The organism is Colwellia demingiae, from assembly GCF_007954275.1.
GTDB lineage: Bacteria > Pseudomonadota > Gammaproteobacteria > Enterobacterales > Alteromonadaceae > Colwellia > Colwellia demingiae.
In genome coordinates this window covers 24,339-46,447 of record NZ_VOLT01000015.1, presented here as the reverse complement: position 1 = coordinate 46,447, position 22,109 = coordinate 24,339, and the positions used below count along the sequence as shown (strand labels likewise).

Genomic DNA, 22,109 nt, shown 5'->3' with positions numbered 1-22,109 from the left:
AATGGTTTATTAATGAATCCAGTTGGTGTAATACCAATTGAAGTAATGAATAGATCATTCAGCGAGAATTAAAAGGTGTAGAGGCAAGGCATTGATTGAAGAGAATGGTTATTCCCTTGTCAAAATCAATAACGCTGCATATATACCTTTTAAACTCGCCCTTGGGAGCTTGTCAGGAAAGTGATAACGTCACAAATTTGTTTGATATAGAACGACTATATACGCACAAACTTTACTTGTTCTAACTTCCCTGACACAGCTCTAACTTGACCCATTCATTATTTCATTTGGTATAAGTAAAAGCGTAGCTATTGCCGCTTTTACAGGCAAATTCATTTCTTTGTCGAGGGTATAACCAAACGTTGTAGCAGTAATTTTATTCGCTAATAGCAGCTTATGGAACTTAATCACATACTACTTAAGCACATAACCCAAAGTTATTACCGAGCAAAGATTAACTATTATCCATTTACACCTTGCTACATTATCTTAAAGGTATCGACAAAGAATCACCTGTTACCACAACAGTTGCATGTTTCCTTAATTTAAAAGATACCAATATGAACAGAAAACAAAACATAATTAAAACGGCTATTAACAATCAAGTTATTGATCACAATTTAACTGCTATTGGCGTAATGGATTTAGATGGTTTGAGAAAAACAGTTAATGACGCCTATGCAGCTTTTCCTGCCAACTTTTTTCATACCTTTGCGGTCAAGGCTAATGCATTAGTTAAAGTGTTAGAGCCTTTGCGTGAATATGGCATGGGAGCCGAAGTTGCTAGTCCTGGAGAACTATTAATAGCCCTTACCGCCGGATTTTCAACCGAAAATATTATTTTTGATTCGCCAGCAAAAACAATTCAGGACTTAAGAACTTGTATAAAGAGTGGCATAGCACTAAACATAGATAACTTGCAGGAACTTGAGCGTATTGATGCATTAATGCTTGAATTTCCTGAAAGTAAATCCGTGATAGGTTTTCGTGTAAACCCTCAAATTGGTGGTGGAAAAATAGGTTCAACGAGCACAGCGACAGCAACCTCTAAATTTGGTTACGCCTTAGTAGATGGTGACAATCGTAATGAACTCATCAACATTTATAAAAAGCGTCCATGGTTAAATAGCATTCATACGCACTCTGGCTCTCATGGCTGTGAATTATCTTTAATGGCAAATGGGATTAAAATAATTACCGAACTTGCAGAGGAAATCAATTCACTGGTCGGCGTTCAACAAATAACGCGTTTAGATATTGGCGGCGGCTTACCTGTTAATTTTAGTTCAGAGATCATTAAGCCAAGTTTTAAAGATTATGCTGATATTTTAAAAGCCGAAGTCCCCTTATTATTTACCGATAAGTATCAAGTAAAAACTGAATTTGGTCGTGCTATTGTTGCTAAAAATGGCGTTATTATCACTCGCGTTGAATACACTAAAAACTCTGGCGGACGCCATATTGCAACGACTCATGCTGGTGCACAAATTATAACCCGCACTGCTTTTTTACCTAAATCATGGCCTATAAGAGTGACTGGCTATACAACAGATGGTGAAGAAAAAACCGCGCGAACATCAGAAGTAGTAACAACCGATGTGGCAGGTCCCTGTTGTTTTGCTGGTGATCTTATTTGTAGTAATCAAGCCTTACCAAAACTAGAAAGCAACGATTATGTGATGGTGCACGATACTGGTGGCTATTACTTTACCAATCATTTTGATTATAACAGCCTACCTAGAGTGGCGATCTATACCGTAACAGGTAACGATGATGATCTAACAATCAAATGTATCCGCAAAGGCGAATCTCTTGAGGATGTTCTAAACAAAATGTAACGATTGTTATCCGATAAAAAAGCATAAAAAAATAAAACCTCAATTAAAAATACTCAATCTAGTTTACTTTGTTTTAATTAACAGCAAAGCCTACTTTTTGAGTTACTAATAATAAAGTGAGCTTAGCTATGGAAATAAATGTCAGTATTCTTGAAACGCTCGTGGTAGCACTCATCATTCTTTTTTCAGGGTATTATTGTAATAGCAAAGTTTCAATCTTACGAAATAACAACATTCCAGAGCCTGTTGTTGGCGGCATTATTTTTTCAATATTGGCTGCAATCGCACACTCAATTTTTGACATTCACTTTAATTTTGATATGAGTTTTAAAAATCCACTCATGACAGTATTTTTTACCACCGTAGGTTTAGGTGCTAGTTATTCACTGTTACTAAAAGGTGGCCCTAAAGTTGTTTTATTTCTAGGTGTGGCAACCGTGTACTTACTCGTACAAAATGCTATCGGTGTTTCAATCGCAATAGGGACTGGAATGAATCCATTAATGGGTTTAATTGGCGGTTCCGTCACTTTATCAGGTGGCCACGGTAATGGCGCAACTTACGCTGATTTATTCATTACTGAGTATAATATGCCCGCTAACATCTTTGAATTGGCTATGGCTGCTGCAACAATGGGCTTGGTTTTAGGCGGTTTGGTTGGTGGTCCGGTGAGTAAAAGACTTATTACTCGTTATAATCTTAAAGCTGATGAATATCATGAAGAGCTCGATGACATAGTAACATTCAATCCTGAAGATCATGATTTAGTGACGCCTAAAAAAATGATGGAAACCTTATTTGTCATCTTATTGTGTATGACGGTTGGTCATGTCGTTTACCTTAGCTTAAAAGAAGCTGATGTTGTCCTACCCGCTTTTTTAATGCCTTTGTTATTTGGCGTGATGGCCACCAACTTATGTGAAGTATCTAAACGGTACACTATCAGCAGAGCTTGCATAGATTTATGGGGAACGATGGCACTTTCTATTTTCTTAGCCTTAGCCTTAATGTCATTAAAGGTATGGCAATTAGCAAGCTTAGCTGGTCCTATGGTGGTGATCATTTTGATTCAAACTGTCATGCTAATGATGTTTGCGTATTTTATTACCTTTAGAATAATGGGGAAAAATTATAATGCTGCCATTATTGCTGGTGGTCATTGTGGTTTTGGTTTAGGCGCTACTCCAACTGCAGTAGCCAATATGGAATCTCTTGTCGCAAGACATGGTCCCTCACCACAGGCTTTCTTAGTCGTCCCTTTAGTTGGCGCATTCTTTATAGATATTACCAATGCTCTGGTTATTCAACTCTACTTGAGTCTTCCTTTTGTCAGCCCATAGTTAATAATAACTACTAGTAAATATGCCATTTAGATGAACGATATGGTTTATAAAACAACGAAGATTGTTTATAAACCAGTTATCTACAAGATGTTGGTGCAATTTTAAAATAAAATCATTACTTCCTTTATCTACTTAAGTCTATCCTATAACCTTAGGTTATAACTTAGAGCTAAAATAATAAAGTTCGTGTTGTTTTTCCATCAAAATTTTATTTTATGGATTAGCTTCCAAAGGGAAAAAGAATGATTAAACACTATAAAATCCTTATCTGCGAGGGTTTCAGAAATGAGTAGCAATAATACCCTGGCATTAGTCATTGCTATATTAGGCTTAATTGCTGCAATATTTGTCGGTAATTCGGTTAATAAAACCTGGCTGGAGCAATCTTATGTTTATGATACTTACCAAACAGACTCAGGTAATCACGCCTATATATATAAAGGTAAAGAAGTTCTTATTGCAACGATTGTTCCTTATCAACAATCACCACTTAGGCAAGAAAACTTAAATAGACTCACCGAAGATCCCTTATTAGAACAACAATGGGTTAAAGATTCAGCCCATAAAATAACGCTACTTAGGCCCGCTTTTCATTTTGGTTTTTGGTCGCTACTGCCTGCTTTTATCACGATTGCTTTATGTTTATTAACTCGAGAGCCGCTTACCTCACTCTTTAGCGGTATAGTGGTCGGCTCATTAATGTTGGGTCAATATGATTTAACTGATGCTGTTATCATTCCCAACTTAGCTAAAGAAGGCACAGCCGCGTTACTATTACTCTATTTATGGTTGTTGGGTGGCTTATTAGGCATTTGGTCTAAAACAGGTGCTGCACAAGCCTTTGCTAACTATATGACACAACATTACGTTAGAGGTCCGCGCTCAGCTAAAGTAATTTCTTGGTTACTTGGTATTTTATTTTTCCAAGGTGGCACTATGAGCACCGTATTAGTAGGTACTACCGTTAGACCTTTAGCGGACAAAGCCAATGTAAGCCATGAAGAGATGAGCTACATTGTCGATTCTACCGCCTCCCCTATTGCAACTATTATTGCCTTTAATGCGTGGCCAGCTTATGTTCAAGCGTTAATATTTGTTCCCGGCGTATCCTTCTTAGCAACAGAAACGGATAGATTAAACTTCTTTTTTAGTAGTATCCCTTTTAGTTTTTATGCCATTTTTGCCGTACTAGGTACTTTGTTATTAAGTTTAAATATTACCACCTTCTCAGGTAAACGGATTCGTGCTGCCCATCAACGAGCTTTATCATCTGGCCAACTAGACGCTGAAGGTGCAAGACCATTAAGTGCTAAAGAGTTACAACGCTGTGATGTACCATCTGGATATAAACCCCATGTTTTAGAGTTTATTTTACCCTTAGTCACCTTAATCGCTATTGCAGTGTTCACTTTTATATTTTTAGGATCACCTAAGATCAATTGGGCTTTTGGTACTGCCTTATTGTTGTCTGCGGGCATCGCATTAGCAAAAGGTATGTCATTAACAAATCTTATTGATGGCTTTGGCAATGGCTTAAAAGGTGTAGTACTTGCTTCGGTGATATTAATGTTAGCCGTTATTATAGGTAGCATCAGTAAAGAAATTGGTGGTGGTTTATATTTGGTCTCACAACTTGGTGAGCAATTACCCTTTTGGATCTTACCGTTTATATTACAGTTAATCACTATGGTTATTGCCTTTTCTACCGGCACAAGTTGGGGAACTTATGCCATAGCATTTCCGTTAGCCATGCCATTAGCGTGGGCTGTTTGTCAGTCTCAAGGACTGGAAAATCCAGAAATTTATATGATGGTTTGTTTTGCGACGGTACTTAACGGCAGTGTATTTGGTGATCAATGCTCGCCCATTTCGGATACAACTATACTAAGTGCTATGACTACTGGTTGTGACTTAATGGATCATGTTAAATCACAATTAGTTCCTGCAACGTTTGCCGCAACATTTGCCGCTTGCTTATGGACACTAACCGTTTACCTGTTTGCCTAAAGAAGTGCTTAGTTAATTTTTTACCTAAGCCTCATAATAAATTATCCCCTAACTAACTTAGGAAATAAAAATGCGCTTAAGACATATTGAAATTTTTCATGCCATTTACACTACTGGCTCAATTACCAATGCGGCAAAAATATTACACGTTTCACAGCCCTCTGTTAGTAAAGTGCTATCTCATGCTGAAATGCAACTCGGTTTTGACTTATTTGAACGGGTTAAAGGCCGTTTGACTCCAACCGACGAAGCGGAAATGCTCTTTGATGAAGTAGACAAAATATACCAACAGATGCGTTCGATAAAAAATACCGCAGAGAACATAAAGAAATCAGAGTACGGCCAAATAAATATTGCTGGTAGCCCTGCATTAGGCTTTGACGTTATTCCTAGTGCAATCGCAAAATACCATCATAAACATCATCAGGTGAACTTCAATGTACAAACCGTGCATAACGATGCTGTAATGCAAACCTTGTTAGAACATAAATGTGATCTAGCGATATTATTTGCACCAAATATCATGCCAGGCGTAACCTCAATTGAGTTAGCTCAGTCAGAGTTAGTCATTGTTTATCCAAAATTAAGTTTCCCAGACTGCCCTAAAGAGTTGACCTTAAACCAACTAAAAGAGTTTGAATATATCGATATTGGTGACAGTGGCCCGTTGGCAGATTTATTATGGACTAGAATGATGAAAGACAACATCAGCCTAGAAGCGTTAATAAAAGTACAAACCTATTTTATTGCCGCCAGACTCGTTGCTCAAGGCGTTGGAGTTTGCGTGGTAGATCGTTTTACCGCTGAAGGAAATTTATCAGATAATACGGCTATTGCATCTTTTAATCCACCATTAACATTTCCTGTCAAAGCCTTGTATCTAGAAAACAAATGTCTTTCTAAAGTGAGCCAAGAGTTTCTATCCTATTTAACAACAGAGTTTTCTGATGATTCAAAATAATAACTAAGAAGGGTTATAATCATAATGCAAATCATTAGACAAATAACACAGTACAAATAATGCTTATATTTGTACTGTGTTTGACTATTTTGCTAATGAGGTTAACTAATAAGCCTCGGCAACTGCCTCTTCTACTAAGTTAACAAGCTCCTCATAACCAAACACAACTAAAGGTTTTCCATTAACAAAAAACTGCGGTGTCGCCCGTACTTTTAATGTTTGTCCATCTTGAATATCTTGAGCAATTATTTTGGCTATTTTGCTGCTTTGCCAATCTTTATCAAGTTGGTCATGGTCTACATTTATCGTTTTTATGCCCGCTAAAGCACGAGTAGGATTTGATACGTGATGTTCAACCCAGCGCTGTTGGTTAGCAAATAATAATTCAAGTGCTGGCCAATACATTCCTTGTAGGTTCGCTGCTGCTAACATTTTCACTACATCTTCAGAGCCTTGATGTAATGGCGCATAACGCATAACAACGTTAACTTTACCTTGATACTTTTTAACTAAGTTATTAATTAATGGATAGAATTGACTACAAGTACCGCAAGCTGGATCGAAAAATTCAACAATTGTCACTTTCGCTTGTTTGCCACCTTTAGAGGGAGCACCAATACGTTCTAATGCCGGTAATTGTTCGCTAGCTATCGTTGATGGCTGTTGGCTTTTGTATACCCCAACTGCTGCGATAAATATGACGCCGATAAATGCTGCAACACTGATAAAAATAGTTTTATTATTCATGATTATTCCGAGTAAAGATCCTAGTAAATTTAGAGTTTATGTTCTGTTAAGTGTTTTTGTTATTAGTTTGAATAAATGATTTTTTAGCAAGAAAGAGTAACAGCCCTAAAAGAGAAAACGCGATCAATGACATCACTGGGATATTTATAAAACCAAGTAAGTTAAAGTGGGTTTCAGAACAAGGAACTCCAAGCACACAAGGTTGTGCCGCTTCAGGGATAATGCCAGCAACAACTAACACATGAAATAGCGCAACAAACCAGCCAAAGATAACCAATGGGTTTGCGTAGCGAATAATGCTTACATCAAAAGGAAATAGTGCCAAAGGCAGCATAATTACTAAAGGGTAAAGCGCAATCCGTTGATACCAACACAAGACACAAACGGGTAACTGCACTATTTCGCTGAAAAATAGACTGATTAAAGTACCACTTGTGGCTAATACCCATGCGACGAAAAGTAGATTCCATGGTTTATTATTCTCAACGCCAGCTGTTTTTGTATTATTCATTTGCCTTTATCTGTTCAATATAAATGAGCGCTAAGTGTAACTAATTTTAGTAGCTGTCATCTGTATCATTTTTGTAGCTTTGCAATAAATTATCGTTAACTTTGTTTTAGGTCAGATAATTTACTAAATCAATCAGGTATTGCTCCCTCATACATAGCATTATCTATGTAAACCAATTGTTGAAAAATGATGTTTATAGCAGCTAAATAGAAATTCTGATTAATATTGGCATAATTATCAAATTCACTGTGATAGTTTTTATGGGTACCTACGCCAAAATATATAAAGGGGATTCCTGCTTTACTGAACACACCATGATCACTTGCCATAAGCCAATTTGCTCGGTTGACATTAGAGCCTACGCTTTTAACACGTCTAAAACCAGGCGTTAAGTTAACGCTTGAGTTGGTTTTAAAGTGATTTTGAAGTTGAGTTAACGCTTCAAGTTTCTGCGTTGAAAGTATTTGTGAAAGATCCTTTTTTAAAAAGTGTAATTTTTTAGTTTTTTTGCTTCCTGCAATCATGTCTAGATTTATGTTTAATTTAATCTTACTTAGTATCTTAGACTGCTGAGCAATAAAAGCTTTAGCGCCTAACAAATCAACTTCTTCGCCATCAGTAAATAACAAAATAACACTGTACTTCAATGGACTCTTCTTTAGCAATTTAGCATAAAGTAATAAGGCTGCGGTCCCTGAAGCATTGTCATCTGCGCCGTTATAGACTTTATTTCGTTTAGTGCCAAGGTGATCATAATGAGCAGTTAGTACTATGTATTCATCTTTTTGATGAGTACCTTGTATATAAGCAATAATATTAGTGCCCTGCTTTGACTGAAATAAACCTGATTGCTTGAAGTTGTGGTGATATTGATTGTTAAATGCGGGTATTGAGAGCGCCTTAAGCGCAGAGACAAGATAGGCCTGACTTTCAACACTGCCTTGGCTAGCAAATTTACGTCCTGTAAATTGATCAGATGATAAATTTTTTAAATGCTCAAGCACTGATAAATTGTCTTTCTCAGTTATAACTGCTGGTAATTGTTCTATGCTTCGCCAAGGACTACCCCAAGCTATTGATATACATAATATGTATATCAATACAAAAGGTATTATACTTTTATTCAAGGAGTGGTTGTCTCATGGTATTTAAGAAAATTTAGCTTCGCAATATATTGTTTTTGCGTGTCTTTCGTTTTTGTTAGTGCGACCGCTTTTTTCATGGCATGTTTAGATAAGGCTAATTTATCTTGTTTGTAATAAGCTTTAGCTAAGCCGAAATAAAACTCATGTTGTTCATCATCAAGTTGAATCGCTTTTTTGTAATGCTTTATCGATTGTTCATAGGACTGTTTAAAGAAGGCTTCATTACCGAGTAGAGCATGATAATAAGGATTTTTAACACGCGCTTTATGTATAAACTCTTCTATTGGCTTTGCTTCGTTATAACGCTCTTGTTTATTAAGAAGTAAAGCTAGATTACCTAGAGAGGTAAGATTGTCACGGTTTAAGTTAATAGCATGACTATAAGCGCTTTCAGCCATATCGTAATGACCCGAAAGTTTATATAAAATACCTAAGTTCCCCCAGGCGGAAGAAAACTGGCTATCTGTGATTGTAGCTCTTTTAAGGTATTGATAAGCCAGAGGGTAGTTTTTATTTAGCATCTCCTCTGCCCCTTTATTATTATAAAACATAGCGAGTAAAGTATGTTTTTCAATCGTATGAGAAGGGAAGCTTTTCTTAGCAACAAAAGGGTCAAAATCTATTCGGATTTTTCTTTTCCCCCAAACAACTCGCTTATCAACATCCTTGCTTTCTTCTACGAGTAAATTCACATGACCGGTTAATAAACTATATTGGCCATTACGTACCCAGTATTCTGGAACATCGACATTTTGAAAGCTAATATTCATGCCCGCTTCATCAGCTAAAGCGTACGCTAAAATGGTAAGTGACATGCAATTGGCTAATTTACTATGATAAGCCTCTTGTGCAGTAACATTGGCATTACCGTCGTAACTTAACGCTATATTCTCTTCATTAAACAGGTGATCAAGTAAAACTCGAGCTTTTTGCTGAGTGGTTAGGTTATTACTTAACTTATTCTGAACCATGCCACGCATATCATCATCAAGCTGAAAAATTTCTTGTTCAGTTTCGATACTCATGGGTTTTATAGAGAGGTATTGATTGTCTAAATATAAATCGGTTGGAGAAGTAACTTGGCTAACGTGGGGGTTTTGATTACTTTGACAAGCAAGTAAAAGTGGCAAGCATAGTAAAAGACTGCAGAATTTACTTTTCATGATCACTCCAATAGAACGAGGAATGATCAAAGCGTATTATAAAAGTGAATAACTTGCTACTTAGGCAACTAACTATTCATATTTAATTACAATTTATGCCATGACTAATAGCTTAAATTATTACGAAATATAAGCGTTTATCTCTCACCCTTACCTAATAAGTAAACTAAACGTAGTGAGGTATTATGATCAGAGGTATTCGCATTAGTACTGTGGTAAAAACGCCAATCTAACTGTAAGGCAAAATTATCATTGAGTTTATAATGCGCACCAACACCTGCATTTACTTGGAATCTCTTAGTGTCTATGTCTCTTTTCCACAACGTTTCACCAAAACCTGTCGTTAAGTACGGTCTGATGTCGTTTTCACTATTAAAATAGAATTGACTGTCTAAGCTATAGTTTTCATAATTTATTTCTGCTGGACTCAAACCGTCAGTAAACTTTCCTTTAGAATAAGTCACCCTGCTCGAAAATTGGCGGGTAAAATATAAGCCTAAACTGTATTCAGTGGTTGTGTCGCCTTCAACATCCCATAAGTCATCTAGCTGTGTCTGACCCACACCATAACTAACACCAATAATACCAGTATCAATAGGATCTCTATCTCTTGATGAACGTTTGGCTGTACTTGGCGAGTAATGACCACCATCACCCAGTTGTAATGAAATATTGAAGCTAACTTGACTATCAGTTTGACCTGTATCACCGTAAGGGATTTCGTTAAAGCTTACATAACCAGTACCCGCTCTGATAATTTCTTTACCGAACATGTTGTTAATACCAACACTCATACTATCAACCGGGTCGAGAAAGAATAATGCAGTGCTACCAAGAATGCTTGAACCCCAAACATCACCACCGTCTTCTCTAATATCCATTTCGGTATTGAATGCCCACTCACCGTAGGCCCAACCAAGTACAGGAGTAATAACTAAATCTTGAATTGAAGGTACTTCAGCAAAGGCTTCAATGCCGTATTCCCAGTAGAAGGTCGACATAATGGTTGCGTATACAAATGAATCCCACTGACGATAACCTGACTTACGGGCTACTTGATAATACACACCACCAAAATAAGGATGACCGATCAGGTTTAACATGCCCGTGTCTCTGTCCCATACAGGGCCAGCTTTCACGTTCTCAGTCCATTTATTAAAAACGCCTTCTTCTTTATCCCAATTTGAGATGTCTTCTGGTAATAAAGCAATTAAACCGATGACACCAAAACCGTAAGCAAAAATCGAGTTAGTTTGAGACCAAAGTCTTTCACTATCCTCACCGTTTGGATTCGAAAAAATAGAAATCTGATAAGGTGATTCGAAAAAATCATTTGATGGTGATAAATTCTCAAAACGGGTATTAGTCGCCATTTCTCGATAAATTTCATCAAGATTTTCAACGGTAATTGCGGGACTCAGCGCTACATCAGTTTCTGCTTGTTGTGATGCAACAGACACTTGCGGTTCAATGTCTTGGCTGGCTTCTGCTTGAGCAAATGAGTGAATAGGTAATAAAGAGGATGTTACGAGTGATACGGCTAAAGCAATACGTTTAACATGTTGTGTATTTGCCTTATTGGAATTTTTATTCGTATCCATAATGATCACGCGCAGTCCTTAAGTATTAACAATATTCAATCACTTTATAATCAGCAATAGCTTTTTATATCACTTTTATAAAATTATAAAAGCAAAAAGCCGCTAACTTTTCAGTTAGCGGCTTTTTTGAATGTGGCGGTGAGATAGAGATTTGAACTCTAGAAGGGCTACAAACCCTTGCCGGTTTTCAAGACCGGTGCTTTCGACCACTCAGCCATCTCACCAAGTTACTTTAAAGAAAGATTCTGCTATTCCTCAAAAGTGGGCGCATTCTAAATACTGGTGCTCTATTTGTAAAGCGTTAAATATAAAAATTGTTAAATAAAGTTATATAAACATATAAATCGAGTATTTTAAAAACAAGTTGTCTTAAAAAGCATCATTTTACGGTGTTACGGTTACATGAAGTATTAACTATTTCATTAACGCTAATTGTTTAGCAAACTGAAACGCAAATAAAGCACCCATTATACTATTGATAACATTACCACTGATAAATAATGAAAGCCCTACCCCAACCTTTACAATATTTGGTGCTATTTTGTGGGTAAATTACTTTTGATAACATGTCAGTCTACGAATTTAAAAAAAATGATGTAAAAACATTATCTTTATCAATTAATTAATCCTATATTAATTAATTGATTTACTAAAAAAGTTAAATAATAAAAAACTGATTTACAATTAACTCTTGAGGGATAACTAATGACAGTAAAAAATCTTATTTTGGCAGGCGTAACCACCAGTTTATTATTGGGTTGTGCTACAGGTAATACCCCAGCTGATAAAAAGAAAAATGCCGTTAAAGAAACGTCTGAAGCGCTAGAACAAATTTATGAAGATCATCCAACCGCTAAAGGTGTGTTAAGTAAAAGCTTGGGTTATTTGGTTTGTACCGGTAGTGATAGTTATTTATTTGCCGCATCTACTGGTGGTGGTGTTTGTGTTCTTAAAGAGAATGGCCAGTCTGAATTTTATCGCTTTGCTTCGTTAGGTGTTGGTGTTGGCATTGGTTTTAAATCGGTAGCTTTTGTTTATGCTTATAGCAGTGCTGATGCATTAAAACGTTTTAAATAAGAAGGTTGGGATGCCGGTGCTCGAGCTGAAGCAAGTGCAAAGCACGAAGAAGAAGGTGGACAAGCAGCAGCCAATACTTCTTATGATGTCGAAGGAGTAAGAATATATCAATCCGCATTATGGGGTGCAGCAGCACAAGCGACGGTGCAAGGTTATAAATTTTGGCCAACTGACTTTACTGATGATGTAGTGCAGAACGCTGAGTAAACTGGCCGTCTTCTGTTTATTGCCTTAATGTAAAGGCATTAGGTAACTTTGCTATTGAGTACAGTGAATGAAGTAAATTTCATTCACTGTTTTAACTTCTAACACCAACTGATTTATCCCCCTCATACAAACCCTCCCTACTCTCAAATCTAATGATGTCGGTTCCCATATCAAAGTTGAAATCCGTATTAATGATTTATATGGGAAATTAGATCATATATTGGGCCATATTTAGGACATAGTTGACCTAAGTACTTAAAAAGATTAATGTCTTCTTATAACATTCAGCAGAAATTCTATCTTACAATTTTAGCGCTTCTTTAAAACGTTAATGGATAGTTTTCAGCTGATAGCTCCTTTATTAAAGGACACAATGCAACGATATTACTGTCGTGAATAATATGTGCTTATAGCGCAAGACAACGTTTCAAACGACAAGCTGGTTTATGGAATTTATTTTAACAGGGACAATCATTCATGATTAATAACAATAACAAACTAATCATCTCATCAGTGTTCGCACTTTCACTTACCGCTTGCGGCGGTGGTGGCTCTGACACCCCAGAGATACTACTAACACCAGATACCGTAGAAAAACCAATACCAGTACCAGTGCCTATAACAAAACCCGCGCCACTACCTTCCGAGACGACAATAAGATCAAGCGGAAAAGTTATTGATGGCTATGTCGTCGGTGCAACCGTTTGGTTAGATTTTGACGGGGATGGAAAATATGACCAACAAACAGAACCCTCTACCGTCTCAGGTGAGTCCGGTGATTACAGCTTTGAATTCTCTGAAGATCAAGCTGCATGTGTCCCGTATTCAACCACTTATGTCGACGTTCCCGTAGGGGCTATGGATCTTGACCTCGGTGAAGTTACCGAAGCTTACCAAATGTCATTCCCACCATCCATCGAAGCAATATCTGATAATGATATCCGCAACATTTCACCACTCACCACGGTTATTTGGGGACAGCTAAAACGCCAACTCAAAGCTAGCGGTAAAGGCAATTTAACCTGTGACCAACTTAAACAAGACAGTGCCCTTCGCAACGAAATAAAAAATGAAGTTGAAAATGTAATGCTAAACCTAGTGCAGCACTACAACCTATCAGAAGAGCAAATATATTCCGACTTTATCGCCTCTAAAGATACTGAGACGTATGATCATGCTCAAGCAATCGTCAAAGGCCTAAAAGCAGCATACAAACACAAGAAAAAGCTTGAAAAAATTTACCCTGACGCAGCAGAAATACGGGTCACTGTATACCAAGATGCAGTCAGAGATGAAGAGCTAGGATTCACAGATGCATGGTATCGCGATGAAATTATTTTCCTTGATACAGAAGATTTTTCAGAATTTGTAAAACTAGCTGACGATCAATCACTCTCTAAGGCAGATATAATCTTATCTAAATTTCATGAAAGCGGACAACCTTGGGGCGATCAAAACGTTGGAGGCTGGTTGCGTGTTCGTCAAGATATCTATCGTAACGATGATAACTCTTATCGTTGTGGCAATATAGAACGTGTCAGTTTCGAAGAAAACAGCGTGCAATATGAACTTAGTAATATTGTACCCACCGTATCATTTGCAACAATAGAAGAATGCTCAAATGATAATCTAGAAAACCCTTATGAGCGTAGCTACTCATACCGCTTCGCCGAAGGAAATTCGACCTATTCCACTGAATTACACTTTAGAGAACAAAACCAAGAGTTCACGGCTCTACCTGATTGGATCAACATTAAAGACAAAAGCGACATGTTAGCTGCTACTGAGATAATCAGCAACATGTCTTCCTTTGCGATCGGTTGGAACCAAGATGTGCTTGTTGATACCGATTATTGGCGTAAACGCCTGGAATACGACAACATTGTTATTGACAAAGATAATGAGAATAACTGGGTCAAATCAATCAAACAAGAAGACAACACCACCCTCTTCGAATGTAGTGTAGATGGCGTGGTTTGGATTGCCTGTGAAGGCTAATGATTGGAAACAGTGTGTGTGAAAAACCCACACGCTGTGTTTTACAGTAAAAGGTTGTCGATCACCCATTTTGGATGAAAGATCGACAGCCTGTAATTACCCCAGAAAAAATCTATTAAAATAGCCTCAACCATACATTTTTCATGTAAAATCTCTTCGATAAAGCATCATGCTTTCACATTGTTAAATTCAAACATCATAAGTTATCTGGAAAGTATAAATCATGCGAGTAGCCGTTTCTCAGTTTGCCACCTCTTCAAATTCTCAAGAAAACCTAGCAAGTTGCGTACGTATGATAAATGAGGCTGCAACCTGTAAGCCGGCACTGATCGTTCTTCCTGAATATTGTAATACCCTTTTTACTAATACCCCTATTAGTAATATATCTTTTGATAAGGCTCAAACTTGTTACGTCGACCATAATCAGGCTTGGGATGAAGCTTTACAGATTGATGGTGAATTTTTACAAGAGATAGCGCAGCAAGCGAAAAAGCATGGTTGTTATATTGTGCTCAATGTCACGTTACGACGAGACCAGTCCCGCAATATCACTGGTACTAAGCAAGGTAGTTCGTTTAAATCGAACATTAGTGTGACCTCATGCTTATTTTCCCCACGTGGAGATCTCATCAACCAAACGGATAAACACACGTTAACTGGGCATGAAAGTGATTTTTTCACTAATATGAGTACAGAACATGAAGTAGTAATAACCCCAATTGGAAAATTCGGACTACTCACAGGTAACGATAGCATGAGCTTCGAAGCATCACGGGAGTTAGCCTTAAGTGGTGCGCAATTACTGTGTAACTCCATCAATACCTTCGCAATCGATCAAAGCAATTTACATGACCCAACTCGAGCTTTCGAAAACAATGTATTCGTAGCAACGGCAAATAAAGTGGGTACATTGAGACCATCAGAACAAGCGGAAGAAGATCTTGATTGTACTAGCGTTGGTGCTGGTCAAAGCCAAATAGTTTCTCCTGATGGCAAGATACTAGCAAAGCTCACTAATAATGAAGAAGGTTTTATTTTTGCTGATATAGAGTTAACTGAAGTGATAACTGGATCAGAAACTAAAACAAATGTCGGGCTTAATCAAAAATTTCGTCCTGATGGCACACAGTTTTCAAAACAATTGCGCCCTGAGCTTTATCAAAAGCTAACAGCAGCTATAAAACAAACAGATAATATCGAAGGAGCGCCACAGCATGTGAATGCTAATAAGGTGCCATTAACGGCTAATGTTGCGATATTTGCAACATATAAGTCTAACGAGCAAGCCATTGAAGATGTTTGTCAGTATATTGAGAATAATGTTACTGACATTATTCAATTACCTGAATTATTCTTTATTGCAGATAAAACAATCACCCATGAGATTGAACAAAGAACTCAGATTGAAAATTTGAGCAAACAGCTAATCGAACAAGTCAGTTCCGTGCTTAGACCTTTTCAATACTTATGTACTAGTTTAATTATTGAGGGTGTTCATCAGGCAGTGCTAATAAATGAACATGGCTTATTGGCAACACAGCAGCAGTTACATTTTTGCCAACGATATCAATGGACTTCACTCGGTAATGAGTTAACTATTATTGAATTACCCTTAGAGCAAGGGAATATCATCGTTGCTATGCTAACAGCAGATGACGCTAATATCCCTGAAATAGTCAACATTGCGACGTTACATGGCATCCACGTATTACTGGTTCCGTTTGATATTCAAGAGCCAAGCGAGGTTGAATATAGTTTGTTATCTCGCGCCGCTGAAAATCGAATTTGCATTGTGGCAGCAAGTCGTGAAAAAAGCTTCGCTAACCATTTACCAACTGATAACGCTAGTGACAATATTTATGGTAAAAACAAAGTAAAAGCACAGAAATCCACAGGATTAATTGCTAATTTAACTACCGACCCTGCTTTATTGCCTCAGTGGAGAACACGACAGTTTACTGGCTATATCAACCAACCTCTCGTTAAACTTCAGTACGGTAAAATCACCAAAGCGGTGGTTCATCCTATTGCAGCCTGTACTAAGTGATTAATTTAAGCTGATGGCTGGGAACAGCACAAAGTCCTTGCCACTATCAGATTAGCACTTCAATTATAAATCCATTAATATAATTACTATTGAAAATAATCACTTAGTACAATTGCTATAACTATGGTCTTCAAATTAATATGATAACTCGACTAGTATGCCTATTTATCCTTGCTAGTATTAGCTTTAATAGTTATTCAAATAGTAAAGTGACACTTGCCGTTGAAAATAGCTGGCCCCCATATTCTAATAATCAAGGGAATGGCTTATCTAAAGAAATCATCAAAAAAGCCTATCATGCTGTCAATGTAGAGGTTGAGTTTATAGTAGTCCCTTATGCCAGAGCACTACATATGGTTAAGGTGGGTAGCGCCGATGGTGCCTTTAATGTCACCAAACAAGCCAATACCGAGAGTATATTCAATTTTGGTGAAGAGCCTCTATTACAAGCTACAGCTTCATTTTATTATAATAATGATTCTGATCTAGACTTTTCATCGGCAAGTGACATTCCTGACCGAACAACAATCGCTTTAATATTGGGTTATGAATATGGCGACGCTTTCCAACAAAACAAACATCGATTTCAAGAAGTTAGAGTGGGAACTCAAAAACAAATAGTCCATCTTCTTCGTAAAAAAAGAGTAGATATGGCAATCATGTTTGATGAAGTAGCCAAAGATACAATGACAAGAATGGGTTTAGAACATTCATCCATCAAACAAGGACAGGTGAATCATCAAAGTAATATATATGTCGCATTTAGTAAAAAAAGTGACACGAAAGCAATGATGAAGTTACTTGATAAAGGGTTAAAGAGCCTTAAAGCATCTTTAGAAAATCATCCGTTAAATCCGTAGTAGTCTAATGCTATCTCACTAATGAAGTGGTCCGCACCAAGTTAATTAGATCACACCTTAGAACGGCTGTATTTTGATGGTGATACTCCCGTCCAGTGTTTAAAAGCGCGGGTAAATGAGCGTGGTTCGCTGAAACCCAATATATTGGAAATATCGGTAATGTTGCGGTTACTCATAACTAAATAATCAATTGCCAAGTCGCGCCTGATTTCATCCTTAATCATCGGATAACTTGTCCCTTCAACTTTAAGACGACGGCGTAGCGTTTGTGCACTCATATTTAAGTTCAGGGCAAGTCTTTCAAAACTTGGACAATAAAGAATATCGTTCTCATCATGTATCAGTATTGCTCTAATTTTGGCTTTAAAACTTTGCCCACTTCCTGGAATAGTTATTAAATCTTCAGGTGAATTTCGTAAAAATCGAGTGAGTTCTTTCCTCGTTCTAACGCAGGGTAAATCTAAATATTTCGCATGAAAACATAATTTTACTACTGGACGGTTAAAACTATGCCGACATGAAAAAAGTAACTTTACCTCCTGAGAGTGCTTTGGTTTTGGATGAGAAAAACAAACTTGGCTCAACGGAATTTTCACATCAATTAACCAACTAGAAAAACGATGCCAAATAATTAACCAGAACTCGAGAAAGAAATGCTTAGGGTCACATTCAGGATGGGTAAAAACAAATTCTAATTCAGCAACGTCACCTCCCCTAACTAACTTCATTTGCATATCATTTGTCACTAAATTGTAAAACAAAATACCTTGCTCAAGCATTTTTCCAAGGCTTTTATAGTGAAACACATGATGAGCCATAAAAGGAAATATCCCCGTCTTACAAGGATTTTTAGTACAGCCTAGGAATTCATCGTTTAGGTTTGCCCACACATATTGCACTAAACGAGTCATTTGTTCACCATCAACTCGTTGTTGGTTGGGCGTAATAGTAATACCTAATGATAATAATATTTTGTCACCATCAAAGCCTTTACGTACAGCACAATCGAGCGCTTGGTGAAAATAATGAATATCTACTTTGGCCATGATTATCGTTTCTATCGCCTATATTTATAATCAACTATACCTTAACTACACTTAACGTGTAATGTTTAGTGAGTTATATCGTTACCTTTTGTCATTTAAATTAACTTTAATTCTACTTATAGTATTAGCATCTATTTTTAAGTCTTATCTTTCAATATCCAAGTGTCGATACATGAGATTAGAAATAACGTGCTTGTACTTCTCCAAATAAGTGCGAGCAATAATTAATAAGCACCTAATTTTACTAAGAAAAACTAAAAGAGAACTATTATGGACCTTTCACTAACTGAAGACCAAGCGATGATAAAAGACATGGCGGCTAAGTTTGCACAAACTGAACTTGCGCCTGTGGCTGAAAAACTCGATCAACATGGTGACCGCGAACTGTTCTTAAGTAATTTGAAAAAACTCGCTGAGCTCGGTTTTATGGGACTAAATGTGGGTTCACAATACGGTGGAGCTGAAGCTGGTACTGTAGTCTTTAGCCTAGCAATGACTGAAATTTCACGTGCCTGCGCTTCAACAGCAGTCACCATGTCAGTAACAAATATGGTTGGTGAAGTCATTGAGTCTGTGGCTAGTGAAGCGCAAAAAGAAAAGTATCTACCTAAACTTTGTAGTGGTGAATATGCAGCAGGTGGCTTTTGTTTGACCGAGTCTGGTGCGGGTTCAGATCCATCAGGTATGAAAACTAAAGCCATTTTAGAAGGTGATGAATGGGTTATTAATGGCGCTAAACAATATATCACTAGCGGTGAATATGCTGGTGTATTCGTATTATGGGCAGTAACTGACCCTAGTGCGCCAAGAGGTAAAGGTATTTCGTGCTTCTTAGTTGAAGCCGATGCGCCAGGTCTAATTATATCACCAGCCGAGAAAAAAATGGGCCAACATGCTTCTGCTACTAACGAAGTGGTCTTTGATAATTGTCGACTGCCTAAAGATGCCTTAATGGGCAAACTAAACCAAGGTTTTAAAGTAGCGGTATCCGAACTTGCTGGTGGTCGTATTGGTATTGGTTCACTTTCTTTAGGCATAGGTTTAGCTGCCATCGATTTTGCCCGTGATTATGTTAACGAGCGTCAACAATTTGGTCAAAAGATAGCAAAGTTCCAAGGCATTCAATGGATGCTAGCCGATGCTTATACTGATCTAGAAGCAGCACGTTTATTACTGATGAACGCAGCGGATAAAAAAGATAAAGGACAACCTTTTGGAAAAGAAGCTTCAATGGCCAAACTTTTTGCTTCTGAAAAAGCTAATCAGGTTTGTTATACCGCACTGCAACTAATGGGCGGCGCAGGCTACATTAAAGACTATCCACTAGAACGCTATGCACGAGATGTACGTGTGGCATCGATTTATGAAGGTACGAGCGAAATTCAAAGAGTGATTATCGCGCGTGATTTGTTACAAGAAATAAACTAATTTAAGGATTTACCATGGATTTAAATAACAAAGTCGTTGTCGTAACTGGCGCCGCTTCAGGCTTAGGTTTAGTTACTTGCCAAGAATTGGCCAAACAAGGTGCAAAAATTGTTGCCTTTGACTTGAACGAAGATGCAGGAAATTCCCTTGTTGCAATGTTAGGCGAAAAGTCGATTTTCGCTAAAGTAAATGTTACTGACGAAACTTCAGTTGTTGCCGGTATAAAAGCAGCCGTTGATGCCTTTGGCACCATTCACGCTTGTATTAATTGTGCAGGTATTGCTCCTGGCGGTAAAACCGTTGGTCGTAATGGCGCATTAGCTTTAGATAAATTTTCACAGGTTATCAATATTAACCTGATTGGTACCTTTAATGTACTACGTTTAGCTGCTGAGCAAATGGCTAAAAACGAACCTGATGCTAAAGGCGAACGTGGCGTAATTATCAATACAGCCTCAGTTGCTGCCTACGATGGTCAAGTTGGTCAATCAGCCTATAGCGCTAGTAAAGGCGGTATTGTTTCGATGACTTTGCCTATTGCCCGCGATTTAGCACCATTTGGCATTCGTATTATGACCATAGCACCTGGTATTTTCGATACGGCTATGATGAAAGGATTCAGTGATGAAGTTCGCGAACCACTAATCAAAATGGTGCAAAGTCCTAAGCGTTTTGGCGATCCGGTCGAATATGCTGCTTTAGCCGCTCACATCATTACCAATAGTTACCTCAATGGCGAAGTTATACGTCTTGATGGCGCTATTCGAATGGAACCTAAATAAAGTTTGCGTTTTTGGGGGGGCAAATTATTAGCCCCCTTTTTTTTCTGCTAGTTTTAATTTTTCTGTTGGAGTAGTCCATGTTAAGCGATGTTAAAATTTTAGATCTTTCTACCCTACTTCCCGGCCCATACGCCTCCATGGTGCTTGCCGATCTCGGCGCAAAAGTTTTACGAGTCGAATCGCCAACACGCATAGATTTAGTCAGAGAAATGTCACCCCAAGTAGGCACTTCTTCTGCTGCTCATCAATATTTGAACCGTTCTAAAGAATCCATTGCACTGGACTTAAAACAACCAGAAGCCATTGAAATTATTAAAGCGCTTGTCCAAGAGTATGATGTGGTGCTTGAGCAGTTCAGGCCTGGCGTTATGGATAGGCTTGGTATTGGCTATGAAACCCTAAAAGCAATAAACCCGAAATTAATTTATTGTGCAATCACAGGTTACGGTCAAACAGGTCCTTACAAAGATCGCGCGGGACATGATTTAAATTACCTCGCTATTGCTGGCATCAGTAGTTATTCCAAAAGAAAAGAACAATCTCCCATTCCTCAGGGCATTCAAATAGCTGATGTTGCCGGCGGGTCTCTGCATGGTGTTATTGGTATATTAACCGCACTACATCACCGTCAACGTACAAGTGAAGGTCAAATGATTGATATCAGCATGACCGACTGTGCTTTTGCATTGAATGCAATGAGTGGTGCAGGAGCACTCGCGGGTAATGAAATACCAGGAGCTGAATCTCAACTGCTTAATGGGGGTACTTTTTATGATTATTATCAGACCAGCGATGGTCGTTACCTTTCCGTTGGTAGCTTAGAGCCAAAGTTTTTCAGTGGTTTGTGCCAACTACTCGATTTAGAACACTTACTCCCACTAGCGAGCAAGCCCTCAGCGCAGCAACAAATTAAAGACAGTTTTACTCTCGCTTTTAAGCAAAAAACTTATCAGCAATGGCAGGCAATATTTATCAAACTTGATTTATGTGTTGAACCTGTACTTAATTTAAAAGAAGCCTGTGAGCATCCTCATATTGTTGCCAGAGAGTTGATTGTCGATGTGCAGCACCCGCAAACAGGTATACAAAAGCAACTAGCTTGTCCCATTAAGTTTTCAGGTTACCAACCTGAGTATCAACAAGCAGGTGGTGAGGTTGGTGTTGATGGCAAGCAAATACTATCTGAATTGGGCTTAAGCAATAGCAAAATAACGGCATTTAAAAAAAGTGGCGTGGTAACTTTTTAGTAAACCACTGCTACTCAGAACACCTGCATAGTCATTTAATTAAATAATAAAGTGTGCTTTGTAAATTAGTAGACACCTAAGCAGACTTTATTGTTATACGG

General features: G+C 37.8%; 17 protein-coding genes and 1 tRNA gene. 11 read left to right on the top strand and 7 right to left on the bottom strand.

Annotated elements, in window-relative coordinates:
• Positions 1-560 precede the first annotated feature (560 nt).
• From ESZ36_RS20805 to ESZ36_RS20790, 4 genes are all read left to right on the top strand, one after another.
• Complete coding sequence (locus tag ESZ36_RS20805; protein ID WP_146791444.1) at positions 561-1,838, top strand: type III PLP-dependent enzyme domain-containing protein; 1,278 nt, start codon at positions 561-563, stop codon at positions 1,836-1,838.
• Positions 1,839-1,966: 128 nt separating this feature from the next.
• Positions 1,967-3,178 carry a sodium/glutamate symporter gene (gene gltS / locus ESZ36_RS20800; protein ID WP_146791442.1) on the top strand — a complete coding sequence of 404 codons (1,212 nt, stop codon included), beginning with the start codon at positions 1,967-1,969 and terminating at the stop codon, positions 3,176-3,178.
• Between the two features lie 288 nt (positions 3,179-3,466).
• On the top strand, positions 3,467-5,188 hold the full coding sequence (locus ESZ36_RS20795) for a Na+/H+ antiporter NhaC family protein (RefSeq protein WP_146791440.1): 1,722 nt from the start codon (positions 3,467-3,469) through the stop codon (positions 5,186-5,188).
• A 70-nt stretch (positions 5,189-5,258) separates the two neighbouring features.
• A complete protein-coding gene (locus ESZ36_RS20790; RefSeq protein ID WP_146791438.1) occupies positions 5,259-6,149 on the top strand; it encodes a LysR family transcriptional regulator in 891 nt (296 codons plus the stop codon).
• A gap of 105 nt (positions 6,150-6,254) precedes the next feature.
• Here the strand turns inward: ESZ36_RS20790 and ESZ36_RS20785 are convergent, their stop codons facing one another.
• From ESZ36_RS20785 to ESZ36_RS20760, 6 genes are all read right to left on the bottom strand, one after another.
• Complete coding sequence (locus ESZ36_RS20785) at positions 6,255-6,896, bottom strand: DsbA family protein (protein ID WP_146791436.1); 642 nt, start codon at positions 6,894-6,896, stop codon at positions 6,255-6,257.
• Between the two features lie 46 nt (positions 6,897-6,942).
• Positions 6,943-7,407: a disulfide bond formation protein B gene (locus tag ESZ36_RS20780; RefSeq protein ID WP_146791434.1), complete on the bottom strand. Its 465-nt coding sequence runs from the start codon at positions 7,405-7,407 to the stop codon at positions 6,943-6,945.
• Positions 7,408-7,535: 128 nt separating this feature from the next.
• On the bottom strand, positions 7,536-8,534 hold the full coding sequence (locus ESZ36_RS20775; protein ID WP_246129187.1) for a M20/M25/M40 family metallo-hydrolase: 999 nt from the start codon (positions 8,532-8,534) through the stop codon (positions 7,536-7,538).
• Positions 8,531-9,715: a tetratricopeptide repeat protein gene (locus tag ESZ36_RS20770; protein WP_146791432.1), complete on the bottom strand. Its 1,185-nt coding sequence runs from the start codon at positions 9,713-9,715 to the stop codon at positions 8,531-8,533. The genes ESZ36_RS20775 and ESZ36_RS20770 overlap by 4 nt, the downstream gene beginning before the upstream one ends.
• 137 nt (positions 9,716-9,852) lie before the next feature.
• Positions 9,853-11,316 (bottom strand): acyloxyacyl hydrolase, encoded by a 1,464-nt coding sequence (locus ESZ36_RS20765; protein ID WP_146791430.1) that lies wholly within the window; start codon positions 11,314-11,316, stop codon positions 9,853-9,855.
• Positions 11,317-11,449: 133 nt separating this feature from the next.
• Positions 11,450-11,540: transfer RNA gene (locus ESZ36_RS20760), tRNA-Ser, on the bottom strand.
• Between the two features lie 481 nt (positions 11,541-12,021).
• Between ESZ36_RS20760 and ESZ36_RS23145 the strand changes: the two genes are divergently transcribed.
• From ESZ36_RS23145 to ESZ36_RS20740, 4 genes are all read left to right on the top strand, one after another.
• Entirely contained in the window at positions 12,022-12,393 is a 372-nt protein-coding gene (locus ESZ36_RS23145; protein ID WP_342779755.1) for a lipid-binding SYLF domain-containing protein, read from the top strand.
• Positions 12,394-13,077: 684 nt separating this feature from the next.
• Positions 13,078-14,598 (top strand): hypothetical protein, encoded by a 1,521-nt coding sequence (locus tag ESZ36_RS20750; RefSeq protein ID WP_146791428.1) that lies wholly within the window; start codon positions 13,078-13,080, stop codon positions 14,596-14,598.
• 223 nt (positions 14,599-14,821) lie between these two features.
• A complete protein-coding gene (locus tag ESZ36_RS20745) occupies positions 14,822-16,645 on the top strand; it encodes a nitrilase-related carbon-nitrogen hydrolase (RefSeq protein WP_146791426.1) in 1,824 nt (607 codons plus the stop codon).
• Positions 16,646-16,785: 140 nt separating this feature from the next.
• Positions 16,786-17,505, top strand: a complete 720-nt coding sequence (locus ESZ36_RS20740; protein WP_146791424.1) for a substrate-binding periplasmic protein — start codon at positions 16,786-16,788, stop codon at positions 17,503-17,505.
• Positions 17,506-17,555: 50 nt separating this feature from the next.
• Here ESZ36_RS20740 and ESZ36_RS20735 read toward each other — a convergent pair whose 3' ends face one another.
• Entirely contained in the window at positions 17,556-18,551 is a 996-nt protein-coding gene (locus tag ESZ36_RS20735) for an AraC family transcriptional regulator (RefSeq protein ID WP_146791423.1), read from the bottom strand.
• 270 nt (positions 18,552-18,821) lie between these two features.
• Here ESZ36_RS20735 and ESZ36_RS20730 point away from each other — a divergent pair, with 270 nt between their 5' ends.
• The 3 genes from ESZ36_RS20730 (at position 18,822) to ESZ36_RS20720 (ending at position 22,008) form a co-directional block, all read left to right on the top strand.
• On the top strand, positions 18,822-19,979 hold the full coding sequence (locus ESZ36_RS20730) for an acyl-CoA dehydrogenase family protein (protein ID WP_146791421.1): 1,158 nt from the start codon (positions 18,822-18,824) through the stop codon (positions 19,977-19,979).
• Between the two features lie 14 nt (positions 19,980-19,993).
• Positions 19,994-20,761, top strand: a complete 768-nt coding sequence (locus ESZ36_RS20725; RefSeq protein ID WP_146791419.1) for a 3-hydroxyacyl-CoA dehydrogenase — start codon at positions 19,994-19,996, stop codon at positions 20,759-20,761.
• Between the two features lie 77 nt (positions 20,762-20,838).
• Positions 20,839-22,008, top strand: a complete 1,170-nt coding sequence (locus ESZ36_RS20720; protein ID WP_146791417.1) for a CaiB/BaiF CoA transferase family protein — start codon at positions 20,839-20,841, stop codon at positions 22,006-22,008.
• Positions 22,009-22,109: the final 101 nt, after the last annotated feature.

Bases quoted from the DNA above. Each gene is read 5' to 3' on its own strand.
- ESZ36_RS20720 (WP_146791417.1), top strand. From the start codon at position 20,839: ATGTTAAGCGATGTTAAAATTTTAGATCTTTCTACCCTACTTCCCGGC.
- ESZ36_RS20735 (WP_146791423.1), bottom strand. From the start codon at position 18,551: ATGGCCAAAGTAGATATTCATTATTTTCACCAAGCGCTCGATTGTGCT.
- ESZ36_RS20765 (WP_146791430.1), bottom strand. From the start codon at position 11,316: ATGGATACGAATAAAAATTCCAATAAGGCAAATACACAACATGTTAAA.
- ESZ36_RS20745 (WP_146791426.1), top strand. From the start codon at position 14,822: ATGCGAGTAGCCGTTTCTCAGTTTGCCACCTCTTCAAATTCTCAAGAA.
- ESZ36_RS20770 (WP_146791432.1), bottom strand. From the start codon at position 9,715: ATGAAAAGTAAATTCTGCAGTCTTTTACTATGCTTGCCACTTTTACTT.
- ESZ36_RS20750 (WP_146791428.1), top strand. From the start codon at position 13,078: ATGATTAATAACAATAACAAACTAATCATCTCATCAGTGTTCGCACTT.
- ESZ36_RS23145 (WP_342779755.1), top strand. From the start codon at position 12,022: ATGACAGTAAAAAATCTTATTTTGGCAGGCGTAACCACCAGTTTATTA.
- ESZ36_RS20740 (WP_146791424.1), top strand. From the start codon at position 16,786: ATGATAACTCGACTAGTATGCCTATTTATCCTTGCTAGTATTAGCTTT.
- ESZ36_RS20790 (WP_146791438.1), top strand. From the start codon at position 5,259: ATGCGCTTAAGACATATTGAAATTTTTCATGCCATTTACACTACTGGC.
- ESZ36_RS20725 (WP_146791419.1), top strand. From the start codon at position 19,994: ATGGATTTAAATAACAAAGTCGTTGTCGTAACTGGCGCCGCTTCAGGC.
- ESZ36_RS20795 (WP_146791440.1), top strand. From the start codon at position 3,467: ATGAGTAGCAATAATACCCTGGCATTAGTCATTGCTATATTAGGCTTA.
- ESZ36_RS20780 (WP_146791434.1), bottom strand. From the start codon at position 7,407: ATGAATAATACAAAAACAGCTGGCGTTGAGAATAATAAACCATGGAAT.
- ESZ36_RS20805 (WP_146791444.1), top strand. From the start codon at position 561: ATGAACAGAAAACAAAACATAATTAAAACGGCTATTAACAATCAAGTT.
- ESZ36_RS20730 (WP_146791421.1), top strand. From the start codon at position 18,822: ATGGACCTTTCACTAACTGAAGACCAAGCGATGATAAAAGACATGGCG.
- ESZ36_RS20785 (WP_146791436.1), bottom strand. From the start codon at position 6,896: ATGAATAATAAAACTATTTTTATCAGTGTTGCAGCATTTATCGGCGTC.
- gltS (WP_146791442.1), top strand. From the start codon at position 1,967: ATGGAAATAAATGTCAGTATTCTTGAAACGCTCGTGGTAGCACTCATC.